Source organism: Rhizobium sp. 42MFCr.1 (assembly GCF_000377185.1).
Classification (GTDB): Bacteria; Pseudomonadota; Alphaproteobacteria; order Rhizobiales; family Rhizobiaceae; genus Rhizobium; species Rhizobium altiplani.
The window spans coordinates 84,091-97,869 of sequence record NZ_KB897826.1; the positions used below are offsets into that span (position 1 = coordinate 84,091).

Here is a 13,779-nt window from a genome sequence, read left to right on the forward strand (position 1 = left end):
CGTTGAATGAGCCCGGCATTCCCGAACGAGGTCTCCTTGCCTGGGGGCCTTGCGGTCGATCAGCGTCACCTGCCGACCCCTGCGCTGCAGATGAATGGCCGTCGACACGCCGACGATACCGGCGCCCAGTACAATTGCATTCTTTGTCATTGCCGTGCATTCCAACTATTCCAAGCAATGAAAATGCAACTACGGCAGGCTGCACGCAAACGAAAAATGTCGTTTTATTTCAAAAACATTGTCGTTCTGAGTGCCTCGTTTTCGGCTTTGATGCGGACGTAAAGTACGGCCGCGTTCAGCACTGAAAATGTCGCCGCGTAGAGGGGCATCCCGAAGGCAAGCGGAAGGACGGCGATTTCGCCAGCCACGATGACATAGTTCGGATGAGCCATGAATCGGTAGGGTCCGCTGCTGACGAGCGGAGCGCCCGGGAGAACGATGATGCGTGTTGTCCACCGCGCCTTGAGCGTGCCGATGACCCAGAGCCGGCCAGCCTGCAAAACCATGAAGACGGCAAACCAGATTGCGTCGACCGGACGACCGATCGCCAGCAGCCACAATCCGGCGATCCAACAGCCGTGCAGCGCTACCATGAAAGGATAGTGCTGCGGCGCGACCTCGTTCGCGCCGCTGTTTAGAAGCACCCGCGTATTGTGGCGGGCAAGGGCGAGTTCCGCGAGGCGCTGTGCGGTCACGAAGGCGAGCAGTGCAAGGGAGGGCCACATCATGCCGCTCTCTTCAAGGTCACGCAGCTGGCGGAGAAACCCGGTCCTAGGGCGACCATCGCGCTGCGTTCCGGCAATCCCTCCTTCAAGGCGCGCTCCAGCACGAAGAGGATCGTCGGCGAGGACATGTTTCCGTATTCCGCAAGCACCGCGCGCTCGTGATCCAGGGTTCCCGATTCTAGCGACAGCGCGCTCTCCAGGGCCATAAGCACTCTCGCGCCGCCGGGATGGCAGATGAAGCGACCTATATCGCGACGAGAGAGACCGTTTCTCGCCAATATCCCGTCGACGGCCGGGCCGAGTTCCGTCTCGGCAAAGGGCGGTAGCGATTGAGCGAGAACCACGCCGAAGCCGGTGTCGTCGATCTTCCAGCCCATGATACCGAGCGTATCGGGGAAAAGATGCTCCCCCGTCGACTCGACTTCGGCCTTACCCTCTCGCCCCGCCCGGAGAATGCAGGCGGCCGCGCCATCGCCGAAAAGTGCCGTGGCGATGATGTTTGCGCGCGTCAGCTCGTCCAGCCGGAAAGCCAGAGTGCAAAGTTCTATTGCCACGAAAAGCACCGTTGCGCCCGGCCGATCGCGGGCAAATCGCGAGGCGATGGCGAACCCGGAAACACCTGCTGCGCAGCCGAGTCCGAAAACGGGAACGCGTTCGATGTCCGAGCGGAAGCCCATTTTCTCTGCGAGCTGTGCATCGAGGCTCGGTGTAGCAATGCCCGTGGACGAGATGGTGACGATGCAGTCGACGTCGCATCCCTTTAGACCGGCCTGCTTGAGTGCATGGGTGGCCGTCTCGAAAAACAGGCTGCGCGCGACTTCGCCATAAGCCTCCATTCTGTCTTGCCAACCGTGCGGCTCGATGAACCATTCCAGCGGACGGGCGGCATAACGTCTCTTGATGCCGGCATTCTCGAAGACGCTTGCCAAATGCGAAAAATCCTTGAAGCGGGACGAAAACAGGCGCGCAGAGGTTTCCGCCGCCTCCTTTTGCGTGATGACGTGCTCCGGCGTCGCGACGGCAAGACTCAACAGTTTTACGGTATCACTCACGGGATGCTCCTTTTGCCCGGCGCGTGAGCGGCTAACACGTCAGGCCCGCATTTATTCGCCCGCACCGAGATCGCAAGGTGCAAAAAAGAAGAACACGCAATCGAATAAAGTGCCAGTCAACGGTGTTCATTCGCCGCCAACGTCATTTTCGTAGGAGATATCCCATGACGATCGCGACTGTTCGTATTGCTTCCATCCTGGTCGGCGGCTGCATTGCCGCGTTTGCACTCTCCACGCCCGCATTTTCGATTGGCGGCGGCAGCAGCAGCGGCGGCAGCAGTAGCGGATCCAGCGGGTCCAGCGGCTCCGGAGGCAGGAGCAGCGAAAGCACCATGCCGACCTGCAAGAAGGGCCAGATGTACGACAAGAGGACGAAGAGGTGCGTCAAACAGAGCAGCGCCAACGTGACGGAAGAAAACCGCACGGACTACGCCTATTCGCTGGCAAAGGCCGGACGCTATGAAGAAGCGCTCGCCATACTCGATACGCTGAAGGATCCGAATACCGCCGAGGCTCTGAACTATCGCGGCTACGCCACCCGCAAGCTCGGCCGCACGGATGAAGGCATTTCCTACTACCTGAAGTCCGTTGAGCTTGATCCCAAATACGCGCAGGTTCGTGAATATCTCGGCGAAGCCTACGTCATCAAGGGTCGGCTCGATCTTGCCAAGGAGCAGCTGGAAACAATCAAAACGATCTGCGGCACCGATTGCGAGGCGTATCGCGATCTGAACGAAGCGATCCTCAAGCCTTGACCATTGAAGAACAGCGGGAATGCGCAACCACGGTTGAATAGGAACCTTCCAATGCCGGTCGCGTACACCACATTTCCTGCCTATAGTCGCGCAGTACCAGAGCCGTCGGTGCAACCGGCGGCTTTGGAAGGAAAAATCGTGGCGGAGGCTCTCATCGCAAGCGAAGCCGATATCAAAAGTGGCTTGGCGGACAATCTGCTGCGGCTGTGGCGCTATGGCCTTGTGCTCTCGCATCGCCGCGACGTTGCCGACGATCTCGTGCAACAGACCTGTGTTCGCGCTCTGGAGCGCGTCGAGCAGTTCGAGACGGGAACGCGGCTGGACCGCTGGCTGTTCTCCATCCTTCATTCCATTTGGTTGAACGAGATCCGGTCGCAACGCGTGCGCCTCGGTCAGGGCTTCGTCGATGCAGACGAGGCCCTTGTTGTCGATGGCGCCCGCGACGCGGAAACCCATCTCATGGCAAACCAGGTTCTGCGGCTGGTCAATGCGCTGCCGGATGCGCAGCGTGCAGCGGTCTTTCTCGCCTATGTGGAAGGTCTTTCCTACAAGGAGGTCGCAAGCGTACTGGATATCCCGATCGGCACCGTGATGAGCCGCCTTGCCGCCGCGCGCGCCAAGATAGCCGCCAGTGTCTCGGGAGAGGGGGTTACATGAACGACAAGAACCAAATCCTCTCCGATGAGGAGTTGACGGCCTATATCGACGGTGAGCTGTCGGATACGGAGGTCTCGCGCATCGAGGCGCTTCTCGACTCGAACGCGCGTGCGGCCGCGAGGCTGGAGTTGCTGTCGCGGAGCAGTCTCCCCTTCAAGCAAGCCTTCGAGCCGCTGCTTGCCGAAGCTCCGAAGGCAAGGCTCGACACCTTGCTCGGTACGCCGGCCGACGCGAAGCCGGCTCCCGAACGCTTCGGTCGCCGCGGTTTCCTCGGTTCGCTTGCAGCCTGCCTCTTCGCCGGAATTGTGGCTGACCGGGCCTTCATCAGCATCCGCAATCGCGTTGATGCTCCGGATGAAAGCAGCGAATGGCGCGCCGTTGTTGCCGAATACCTCGCCCTCTATACTGTCGATACCCTGGCCGGCCCGTCGCCGTCAGGCGAAGCGCAGGCAGCCCAGCTCGCCAGGCTCGTCGACAAACTTGGCATCTCCCTGTCACCCGAAGCGGTGTCGCTGCCCGGCATCGAGTTCAAGCGCGCCCAATTGCTGCAATACGACGAAAAGCCGCTCGCACAGATTGCCTATCTGGACCCGGAGACGGGGCCGCTGGCACTCTGCATCGTTCGCTCGGACGTCGGAAAGCAGGATCCCGACGTCGAAGGCCGACGCGGCATGAATGTCGTCTACTGGTCGAACGAAACGCACGCCTTCATGCTGATTGGACGCATTCCGATCGACCGGATGCAGGAACTGGCGGAGGATGTCCGCAAAAGGACTGCATGAGGTCTGAGGCGGAGTGGCGGCGAGAGCGGCTATGAAAAAAAAGGACTGCCCAATCCCGCGATTTTTTGAGATAGTTGCGTGGGGAGGATGACCTCTACGGCTCGCGTGGCCGGTTCGAATTGGTATCCCTTGAACGTCCTTGGACCCGCCCCATCCGCAGCGTGAGTCGGCTGTCGGCAAGCATTTAGCGAGCATTTTTCACTGTTCAGCACACGCTAGCCAGGAGCAATTCACATGGAAACGTGGAAACCTGATCCGACCTTTTATCCGTCGCCACGCATGGCCATGAAGGCGGCGCCCGAGACGTTTGCCTATGTCGTCGCCTTTGATCCAACGCGAGCGGTTCCCGATGAACTTGCCGTCGTCGATGTCGATCCGACATCGGCCAGTTACGGGCAGATCATAAACAAGCTCGCGATGCCTAATGTCGGTGACGAACTGCATCATTTCGGCTGGAATGCCTGTTCGTCCTGTCTGTGCCCGAACGCGCCGCACCCGCACGCGGAACGCCGCTATCTGGTCGTGCCGGGACTGAAATCTTCCCGAATCCATATCATCGACACCAAGCCGGACGGCAAAAATCCTCAGATCGTCAAGGTGATTGAGCCCGCGGACGTGGCCGAACGAGCCGGCTATTCCCGACCGCACACCATCCATTGCGGCCCCGAGGGCATCTATGTGGCCGCGTTGGGCAATGCCGAAGGCAAGGCCCCAGGCGGGATTTTTCTGATTGATCACAGGACTTTCGAGGTCCGCGGACAGTGGGAGATAGATCGGGGAGAGCAACAGCTCTCCTATGACGTATGGTGGCACCTTGGCCACGACACGCTCGTTACCAGCGAGTGGGGCACGCCCGATACCTTCGAAAACGGGCTCGTCCCCGACATCCTGCTCGGCGCGAAATACGGACGCCGTCTGCATTTCTGGGATCTGCACACGCGCAAGCACCTGCAGACGATCGATTTCGGCGAAAAGTACCAGCTCGTATTCGAGCTCAGGCCCGCGCACGACCCGACGAAAGCCTATGGCTTTGTCAACTGCGTGCTCAGCCTAGAGGATCTCTCCTCCTCGATTTGGGTCTGGCACCGTGACGGTGAAAAATGGGGGGTGACAAAGGTGATCGACATTCCGGCGGAGCCCGCCGATGCCGACCAACTGCCGCCAATGCTCAAGGGTTTCAAGGCCGTGCCGCCGCTTGTCACCGACATCGATCTCTCGATGGATGACAGATTTCTCTACGTGTCCTGCTGGGGAACCGGCGATCTCCTTCAGTACGATGTATCAGATCCGTTCAAACCGAGGCTGACCGGCAAGGTCCGCATTGGCGGTATCGTTTCGCGTGCGTCGCACCCAGGGGCCGAGAATGGCGCGCTGAACGGGGGCCCGCAGATGGTCGAGATCAGCCGCGATGGTCGTCGCATCTACTTCACCAACTCGCTTTACGGGGCGATCGATGAGCAGTTCTATCCCGATGGCATAACGGGCTGGATGGTGAAGCTCGATGCGAAGCCGGAAGGTGGCATTGCCTTCGACGAGAAATTCTTCGTCGAATGGCCCAAGTCACACCGTCCGCATCAGGTCCGCCTGCAAGGTGGAGATTGCTCGTCGGATTCCTATTGTTATCCCTAGGGAAACGACATCCGGCAAACGAGGCGCCGATGAACGAGCTCTGGCCCTGGATGCTGCTGGCGGGACTGGGCGCCTTTCACGGTCTCAATCCCGCGATGGGGTGGCTGTTTGCCGTCGCGCTCGGCGTTCACCGGCAGAGTTTCACGGCGGTGGTTCAGGCCGTACCCGCCATTGCCCTCGGGCATGCTGTCTCCATCGCGTTGGTGGCCGGAGCTGTAGTCGCCGCCGGCCTTTTCGTGAACCAGGATGCTGTGCGCATGGCCACCGGCGTGACGCTCGTTGCCTGGGCGATCTGCCATCAAGTCTTCGGGCACAGTCGCCGCGTTCGCGTCGGCTTGCGGACGGGACTCGCCGGCCTTGTGTTCTGGTCGTTCCTGATGGCCACGGCCCATGGCGCCGGCCTCATGATCCTGCCCGCCCTGATGCCCCTCTGTCTGACCCAGCCGCCATTGCCGAATGTTGGCGGCGCCGGTTCCGCCGCCATGGCGATTGCCGCAGTCGGCGTCCACACGCTCGCAATGTTGGCGGTCACAAGCCTCATTGCGCTGACGGTTTATCGCTGGGTCGGGCTCGAAATATTGCGCAGTGCCTGGATCAACGTCGACTTGCTGTGGACGGGGGTTCTGTTCGCCACCGGTGTCGGGCTGCTGATCATCAGGTGAAGGCGAGTAGACCTGGCACACGCGCACCAGTAAGGACCAAACGCGCAGCCGTCCAGCTTGTATCAAGCAGAGGCAGCAGCCAAGACCTCGACCCGGCAGCCGCCTGAGGACCGGATCACCGAAATTGGTGCACTCGAACGACTTAGCGCGTGGCCGCGAGCTGAACGGCGGACTTGGCGTCTTCCGTTTTCATCCGACCTTCAACGACCGCTCGGCAGGCCTTCCAGGCTCGTTGCCACTTGGCCGCACTCTGGTTCGGTTCATGGACGAGCCAGGTCAATGCCTCCTCCGAGGAGCCGACGACAATACGAATGCGGTTGTCTCCCAGCACGAGAGGTGTTTCCCATCGGTGTACCAGCATGGCCACACTCCAATCATGTGAGGGTCCGTTATCGGCGCCATCGAGTACTCGTTCCGCCTTCAGATAGATGGGTATTCGCAGCAGGCAATCAAAGGGAAGAAATGGATGGCAGGTCGCCAAGTGCCTCAAACAGGAACGGATCGGTGTTTCTTGGGCGACGATAAGGCGACCGATACAGATGCCGATCGCCCTTCCGAACCTCAATTCTTCTTTGGGGCGCTTTGGCTGGCCTTCGGCTGAGAACTTTAAATGGGCGGGCCGGCTTTGTCGGCGGCCGCCTTTTCCTTCTTGGGCTTCCAAGAAGACGGAGCGGCTGAAGCTCCTCCGTCTGGAACGTGAGGCTTGCGCGCCCGCACCGACGGCGAAACCAAAGCGCGGGCGGCACGCTTCTTGGTCTAAACGACAACGTGATGGAGATCAGTGATCTCGGGATCTTCATGGCGAAGACACGACCATCCTCACAGTAAGGAGGTAGGCCATCCGGAACACTGCCTCTGCGTCAAGAGCCGCTGCGAGAAATGCGGACTGCGCGTCTCCCTGAGTGACTGTTTCCGTCATCGTACCAGCGTAGGCCTGCATTGCCGAGAAGAAGGCGCGGCCGTTCGTCACCAGGCCAATTCGCAAAAAAGCATATCAAGGTCTTCTTCTGGAGATGCAACAGGAAGCAGCACGCGGTTGCGTTCACAACGACTAAGACTAGCCAGCTCGGTACCGACACAGGGTCTCCGATTCCACATTCGAGAATAGTGGATCACACAGTTAGCCAGCGTAAGACATGAGGGAGAAACATTCCTCACCCGTGCGATCCACTCCCTCAATCCCCGCCTTGACGCGTTGTTCCATGCTATCGGCCCGCTACATCGGGAAGGCGGAGAGTCCTACAGCTCCAGGAAATTTCTACCGGGGAGGCCGTCCCTGAATGGAGGCGCGTGTCCGCTCGAAGCTTGGTGGAGATATTGCCGAAATCACCCGGCCAAAATGCCTTTCCAGTTCCCTGGATAGGTCGTCGGGGGAGGTCATCCCATGTTGGAAACGTTCGAAAAGTAGCTTGGCTGCGATGTTGTATCGCTCAGGATGAGCAACACTATTGGCAGCACTGTATCCAGCCGCATCCAAGATGCGTTGCAGCATAGTAAGGTCCCTGGAATGTAAGACATAACCGAATTCGGAAGACACTTCGGTCCTCCTTCAATTTGGGGCGAGGGCTGTGAGCCCTTGATGCAGCAGCGCCCGTGACATTGGCTGCTGAAGAAGCGAGCATGCCTGAGCGTGGCTCCGGATGCAACGCAATTCGTGCAATTTTTGTTTTTATCAGACTTCGAGAATAAAACCAAAAATTGCGCTTGCGTTTCATGCAGCGAGTGCCTATATGCCTTTCATCGGCATTGCTGATGAGCGCTGGAATATGTCTGCCGCTCGCAATTTGCCGCAATCGCTTTCTACTTTTGACCACGGATGTACTGGCACTGGTATGAGTAGCGATGTGAGGAAGGTCGGTGCGGTTTCGCCCCGGCCTTTTTTGTTGGCTGCTTCGCTGGTCGACGTCTTGAGGCTCACTGCGAAAGACGAACCCTGCGCGCAGGTCCTACGACAGGTCATGACCGACCTTGGCGGAGTAGGAAAGCTTGCTGAGCGCGTCGTCAAGGAACGGTGCAACTGCGGCGGCACCGATCGCCGGGGCAACAGCGATATCGAGAATTCGGCGCCGGCCAAGCGTGGTCGGGCTTTCATACGTAATGATCGCTGATGGCGGATGGAAGGAAAGGCAGAGATGGTTCGTAACGAACGGGCGCCGACCGGCTGCAGACCGGTGCATCAGCATTCGGATGCCATCCTGGAAGCCGCGAGTGTTCGCCTCATGGAGCAGCTCTAGATAGTTCGATCTGATCGCAAAGATATGAGATGCAGATACCCCGTTGTCGAGCCGCGAGCAGCTTGTCAGCTCAGCCATTCTCCAGATGGAGCTCCAGCACTTCGATGTCGGCGGGACGGCCGTTGCGTCTTGCGGCGATCGAGACGTCTTCAAGATGCAAGCGCATCACGTCGCGTTCATGTTCGCAAAGCTTTTGGAGCTGCGCCTTGGACATCGGTTCCTTCGAGTTCATCTTCAGCTCGGCCATGAGCGTGTTGAGCTTCCGACCGACTGCTTGAGCCTTTTTATGGTCCGAACAATGAAGGCTCAATGAAAGCCGGCTGCCCGGCTGGCATCGCGTGAAAGAACTGGGAACACGCGCCCGCCGGTAAAAGATGTTGCCGCGGCGAATAAGGTTCTGGACGTCGTGGCGGACCGCCATGGGATAGTTGCCCTTGCCTGCCACTGCGACGCCCCCGCGCTCATTAGGCGGGCATCACCTGTGTGCTACAGCTCTGGGCATCAGGTCGCGTATGATGCCAAAACGATATCCGGCAGGACCGGAAAATCAAGGAATTAAGGGCATTTAGGGAGAATTGGCTGGGGAACCTGGATTCGAACCAAGATCGACGGAGTCAGAGTCCGCTGTTCTACCATTGAACTATTCCCCAGCAGGTGCGGCGCTCGAAGCGGCTCCGCTGGTGTGCGGCGCTTATAAACAAAAGCTGGCGGATTGCAAATACCTGTTTCGAAAAAAATGAACAGGGGTTTTACGCTGGCTTTTGAGCTCGAAGAGAGGACCTATTTCGCTAACGCCAAAAAGAATTTGGTGATTTCGCCATGCGCTGGTATCTTCGCGCCAACGCAAAATCGAATGAGCGCCTGCTGCATACCTTTTGGACTTGCGCGGCGCGATGGAAAAAGAACGTGGAAGACCCCGAACGCGGCCAAAGGCCGCAAGGTAACGGGGCGTCGGCGGCAGGGCGCAGGGATGGCAAGAAATCCAGGCGCCGCAAGGGCAAGCGTGGTGGGCAATCCCGCAATGCGAACCAGTCCGCTCAGCATGTCCTGTCCGGCGATGCCGGAGAGGCGGCGCGCCCAATTGAAGCCGACAATGTCGCGCGCAAGCGCAAGCGTCGCCGTCGTGGCGCAGGCGCTCCAGGCGAAGCGGTTCAACAGCATCAGGCAAGCAACGAAAACGCCCTAAGCGCGACGCACGCTGTTCGCGGTGACGGCGAATCGGTGCCGAGTCGCCGCAATCGCCGCAAGCATCGCGGCAAGCGCGGCCTCCAGGGACGCCCACTGGTCCATGAAAAACCGACCGGACGTCCGGCCCAGCCGCAGCAGCCAGCGCCCGCCGGGCGGGCCGGGGCAGCCGAATTGCGAACCGGCCAGAACGATAATCGTGGGGCACGCCCGTCCGAAGGAGGGCAGCGCAGCCACGAATATCCGTGGCCGGATGAGCTTTACGCCGCTCTCGATCTCGGCACCAACAATTGCCGTCTTCTGATCGCGCAACCGACGCGGCCGGGTCAGTTTCGCGTTGTCGACGCCTTCTCCCGGATCGTACGCTTGGGCGAGGGACTGGCGGCAAGCGGCCGCCTCTCCGACGATGCGATGGATCGCGCCGTCGATGCGCTCCGCGTCTGCGCCTCCAAGCTGAAGAGCCGCGAAATCCGCCGTATGCGGCTGATCGCGACCGAGGCCTGCCGGCAGGCGAGCAACGGGGCCGTGTTCCTCGAACGCGTCATTGCCGAGACCGGCCTCGAACTCGAGATTATCGATCGGGAGACCGAAGCGCGGCTTGCCGTCTCGGGCTGCTCGTCGCTCGTCGGACGCGAGACCCGCTCCGTTGTCCTCTTCGATATCGGCGGCGGCTCCTCCGAAATCGCGGTCATTCGTATCGGCGACAACCGCTTCAATCGCCTCGCAAACCACATCACCCACTGGACCTCGCTTCCCGTCGGCGTCGTCACGCTATCGGAGCGTCATGGCGGGCGCGATGTCACCCCGGATGTTTTCGAGGGCATGGTGGTGGAAGTGGCGGGCATGCTCGACAACTTCGATTGCCCTGCGATCGACATCGGTCACGCGGATGATTTCCATCTCATCGGCACCTCGGGAACGGTGACGACGCTCGCAGGCGTCCACCTCGACCTGCCGCGCTACGACCGCCGCAAGGTCGACGGCATCTGGCTTTCGGACGACGAGGTCTCGGCGATGCAGGCAAAGCTGCTGTCGTGGGATTTCGCAAGCCGGGCCGCCAATCCCTGTATCGGACCGGATCGCGCCGATCTGGTGCTCGCCGGCTGCGCGATTCTGGAGGCGATCCGCCGCCGCTGGCCGAGCCCGCGCATGCGGGTTGCCGATCGCGGCTTGAGGGAAGGCCTGCTCACGGACATGATGGCGGACGACGGCGTCTGGCGGCGCCACCGCAACCGCCGCGGCCAGCGCGGCAAATAGGGGACAAGCATGGCGAAGCCAACGATTGCGGGTAGCCGCACCGGCCGCAAACTCGGCCAGCGCGTCAAGAACAAGAAGATGAAGGCGTCGTCGCGGCAATGGCTGCAGCGCCACATCAACGATCCCTATGTGCAGCGCGCCCAGCTCGAGGGCTATCGCGCTCGTGCCGCCTTCAAGCTGCTCGAGATCGACGAGAAGCACGGCATCCTGAAGGGCGCCCGCCGCATCATCGATCTGGGTGCCGCACCGGGAAGCTGGTCGCAGATCGCTGCCAAGGTCACGGGCTCGACGGATGAGGATATCCGTGTGGCGGCGATCGACTTCCTGGAGATGGATCAGCTGCCGGGCGTGAAGATCCTGCAGCTGGACTTCCTCGATCCGTCAGCGCCGGCACAGTTGATCGAGGCCGTCGGCGGCACGCCTGATCTGGTGATCTCGGACATGGCAGCCCCCACGACCGGCCACCACCGTACCGACCATTTGCGCACCATGCATCTCTGCGAAGTGGCGGCACACTTTGCCATCGAAGTGCTGGGGGAGGGTGGCCACTTCCTGGCAAAGACCTTCCAGGGAGGCACCGAACGCGATCTTCTCAACATGCTGAAGCGGCATTTCAAGCAGGTTGTCCACGTCAAGCCGCCGTCGTCGCGGGCCGAATCCGTGGAGATGTTCCTGCTGGCGAAAGGCTTCAAGGGCCGCCAGATGGAGCCCGATGTCACCGAAGCTTGATCTTTGGGCTGGTCTCGGGTGATGATCCGGTCTCCCAAGACTTGGAATGCCCGGGTACCATGCTCCTATACGTCACCCTCGGAACCAACGACATTGATGAAGCGCGGCGGTTTTACGATATCGTTCTGCCGCTGCTCGGCTATCGCCGCCAGCGCTACTCCGAAGAGGAAATCGGCTACGCCGCAGATGGCGACACCCGATGCCGGCTCTGGATCGTAACTCCGTTCAACCGCAGGCGGGCATCAACTGGCAACGGCTCGATGGTCGCGCTTCATGCCGAGCGCCGTGCGGACGTCGATGCGTTTCATGCCGCAGCCCTTGCCGCGGGCGGCGTAGACGAAGGCGCCCCCGGATTGCGGCCGTTCCATGCCAATTTCTATGCCGCCTATGTGCGCGATCCGGATGGCAACAAGCTGAGCGCCGTCTGCGAGACTCCGGAATAGGCCTTACTTCACGGTCTGTTGTTCCGCCTCGATCGTCGCCGGGGTGATGCGCTTCGCACGGTGGCCGGAAACAAGCGCGCCGGCGCTCCTGTCCATCCGGATGAACGGGATGGTCGCCACGACAGTCAGGATCGCGATCACGTAGAAGGCGACGTGGAAGTCGGCCACCTGCAGCGCCTCGCCGCGGAAATGGATCGATGTTTCAAGGATTGCTGCGGCAACCGCGACGCCAAGCGCCAGGCTGATCTGCTGCATCACCGAGCTCATCGACGTTGCCTGGCTCGCCTGTGCATCGTCGATGTCGGCAAAGGCCAGCGCATTGACGCCGGTAAAGAAGAACGAGCGCGAGAAGCCGCCGACCAAAAGAATGGCGATGATGACGAGATGTGGCGTCTGTGGCGTGAAGAAGCCGGTCGCGACCGTAACCACGGTCGTCACCCCTGCTGCCGAAAGCAGTGTGGTGCGGAAGCCGGCAGCCGCGAAAACGCGACGCGCCATGAACTTGGTCGTGATCGCCCCGATCGCGCCGGCAAAAGTGATGAGACCCGATTGGAACGGCGTCAGGCCGAAGCCGAGCTGCAGCATCAGCGGCGTCAGGAAGGGCATGGCGCCGATACAGATGCGAAACAGCGTGCCGCCGGTTGTCGATGCGCGGAACGTCGGATTGCGGAAGAGGTTCAGATTGAGGATCGGCGCTGGATGCCGTTTGGCATGGCGCACATAGAGAAAACCGCAGACGAGGCCGATTGCCGTCGCCATGATGCCGATAACGGGCGGCAAGGCCGGGAGGCTGACGACGGAAAGGCCGAAGACGACGCCGGCGGCCGAAAACGATGTCAGCAAAAAGCCGGTGAAATCCAGCTTCGGCGGCGCCGTCGCCTCAACCTCCGGCAGGAAAATCGTTGCCAGCCAGACGCCGACAATGCCGACCGGCACGTTGATCAGGAAGATCCAGTGCCAGGTGAAATAGGTGGTGATGAAGCCGCCTAACGGCGGTCCGGCCAACGGTCCGACGAGCGCCGGGATGGTCAGCAAGGCCATCGCCGAGACAAGCTCGCTTCGCTTCGTCGTTCGCAGAAGCACAAGGCGGCCAACCGGCGTCATCATCGCCCCGCCCATGCCCTGCAGGAAGCGCGCAATGACGAACTCGATCAGGCCGGACGAGATTGCGCAGAAGATCGACCCGACGACGAAGACGCAGATGGCCAGGCGGAAAATGCGCTTGGCGCCAAACCGGTCCGCCATCCAGCCGCTGATCGGAATGAAGACCGCAAGCGACACCATGTAGGAGGTCAGTGCCAGCTTCAGCGTGATCGGCCCGACGTGGAGATCGTTGGCGATGGCGGGCAGGGCGGTCGATATGACGGTGGAGTCCATCTGCTCCATGAAGAGAGCAACGGCGAGGATCAGCGGAACGATGCGGTTCATACGCGAAATGCCTTGAAGGTCTTGCGAAGGCGGTGGAGGCTCGTGCTCTGTAGTCCTCGCGACAGGCTCTGCCAACCCTTCATTCCGCTTCCGAAGCACGTTTGCATCACGTCTGCGTGAGACCGCTTGCTCAGCAAATTCAACGGCCAAGATTGACATATGCTTGTTTTGGTCGGGTGCAACAAACGCGGCGGCTGTTGGTCATTTGGGGGTATGCGGCAGTGATGCTGCACGCTATTGG

Annotated in this window: 13 protein-coding genes, 1 tRNA gene and 2 pseudogenes; 8 read left to right on the top strand and 8 right to left on the bottom strand. The window is 60.6% G+C overall.

Going from position 1 to position 13,779, the window contains the following annotated elements; translation table 11 throughout:
- Positions 1-15: 15 nt before the first annotated feature.
- The 3 genes and pseudogenes from C934_RS36425 to C934_RS0111460 all read right to left on the bottom strand — a co-directional run.
- Positions 16-150 (bottom strand): annotated as a pseudogene (locus C934_RS36425) (FAD-dependent oxidoreductase); the annotation flags it as partial.
- A 74-nt stretch (positions 151-224) separates the two neighbouring features.
- Positions 225-728, bottom strand: a complete 504-nt coding sequence (locus tag C934_RS0111455) for an isoprenylcysteine carboxyl methyltransferase family protein (protein WP_018856864.1) — start codon at positions 726-728, stop codon at positions 225-227.
- A complete protein-coding gene (locus C934_RS0111460; RefSeq protein WP_018856865.1) occupies positions 725-1,777 on the bottom strand; it encodes a type III polyketide synthase in 1,053 nt (350 codons plus the stop codon). Before C934_RS0111460 ends, C934_RS0111455 begins: the two co-directional genes overlap by 4 nt.
- 164 nt (positions 1,778-1,941) lie before the next feature.
- Between C934_RS0111460 and C934_RS0111465 the strand changes: the two genes are divergently transcribed.
- The 5 genes from C934_RS0111465 (at position 1,942) to C934_RS0111485 (ending at position 6,262) form a co-directional block, all read left to right on the top strand.
- Positions 1,942-2,532, top strand: coding sequence for a tetratricopeptide repeat protein (locus C934_RS0111465; RefSeq protein ID WP_018856866.1), 591 nt, complete (start codon positions 1,942-1,944; stop codon positions 2,530-2,532).
- A gap of 51 nt (positions 2,533-2,583) precedes the next feature.
- Complete coding sequence (locus tag C934_RS0111470) at positions 2,584-3,189, top strand: RNA polymerase sigma factor (RefSeq protein WP_025659483.1); 606 nt, start codon at positions 2,584-2,586, stop codon at positions 3,187-3,189.
- The gene (locus tag C934_RS0111475) at positions 3,186-3,971 is read left to right on the top strand and encodes an anti-sigma factor family protein (RefSeq protein ID WP_018856868.1); all 786 of its coding nucleotides are present in this window, start codon (positions 3,186-3,188) and stop codon (positions 3,969-3,971) included. Before C934_RS0111470 ends, C934_RS0111475 begins: the two co-directional genes overlap by 4 nt.
- Positions 3,972-4,205: 234 nt before the next feature.
- On the top strand, positions 4,206-5,600 hold the full coding sequence (locus tag C934_RS0111480) for a selenium-binding family protein (RefSeq protein ID WP_018856869.1): 1,395 nt from the start codon (positions 4,206-4,208) through the stop codon (positions 5,598-5,600).
- A 29-nt stretch (positions 5,601-5,629) separates the two neighbouring features.
- Entirely contained in the window at positions 5,630-6,262 is a 633-nt protein-coding gene (locus C934_RS0111485; RefSeq protein ID WP_018856870.1) for a hypothetical protein, read from the top strand.
- A 142-nt stretch (positions 6,263-6,404) separates the two neighbouring features.
- On the opposite strand, the gene C934_RS0111490 is transcribed toward C934_RS0111485, so the two are convergent.
- The 4 genes and pseudogenes from C934_RS0111490 to C934_RS0111515 form a co-directional block, all read right to left on the bottom strand.
- Positions 6,405-6,623: a DUF982 domain-containing protein gene (locus tag C934_RS0111490; RefSeq protein ID WP_018856871.1), complete on the bottom strand. Its 219-nt coding sequence runs from the start codon at positions 6,621-6,623 to the stop codon at positions 6,405-6,407.
- Between the two features lie 1,621 nt (positions 6,624-8,244).
- Positions 8,245-8,343: pseudogene (locus tag C934_RS36430) on the bottom strand (LysR family transcriptional regulator); the annotation flags it as partial.
- A gap of 223 nt (positions 8,344-8,566) precedes the next feature.
- A complete protein-coding gene (locus C934_RS0111510) occupies positions 8,567-8,941 on the bottom strand; it encodes a hypothetical protein (RefSeq protein ID WP_245267948.1) in 375 nt (124 codons plus the stop codon).
- Between the two features lie 131 nt (positions 8,942-9,072).
- Positions 9,073-9,146 (bottom strand) — tRNA-Gln (locus C934_RS0111515).
- 256 nt (positions 9,147-9,402) lie between these two features.
- Between C934_RS0111515 and C934_RS0111520 the strand changes: the two genes are divergently transcribed.
- From C934_RS0111520 to C934_RS0111530, 3 genes are read left to right on the top strand one after another with little or no spacing between them, the layout of a single operon-like run.
- Positions 9,403-10,938 (top strand): Ppx/GppA phosphatase family protein, encoded by a 1,536-nt coding sequence (locus tag C934_RS0111520; protein WP_025659477.1) that lies wholly within the window; start codon positions 9,403-9,405, stop codon positions 10,936-10,938.
- A 9-nt stretch (positions 10,939-10,947) separates the two neighbouring features.
- Positions 10,948-11,667 (top strand): RlmE family RNA methyltransferase, encoded by a 720-nt coding sequence (locus C934_RS0111525; RefSeq protein ID WP_018856877.1) that lies wholly within the window; start codon positions 10,948-10,950, stop codon positions 11,665-11,667.
- Between the two features lie 59 nt (positions 11,668-11,726).
- Entirely contained in the window at positions 11,727-12,110 is a 384-nt protein-coding gene (locus C934_RS0111530) for a VOC family protein (RefSeq protein WP_018856878.1), read from the top strand.
- A 3-nt stretch (positions 12,111-12,113) separates the two neighbouring features.
- Here the strand turns inward: C934_RS0111530 and C934_RS0111535 are convergent, their stop codons facing one another.
- Positions 12,114-13,538: a DHA2 family efflux MFS transporter permease subunit gene (locus tag C934_RS0111535; protein ID WP_018856879.1), complete on the bottom strand. Its 1,425-nt coding sequence runs from the start codon at positions 13,536-13,538 to the stop codon at positions 12,114-12,116.
- Positions 13,539-13,779: the final 241 nt, after the last annotated feature.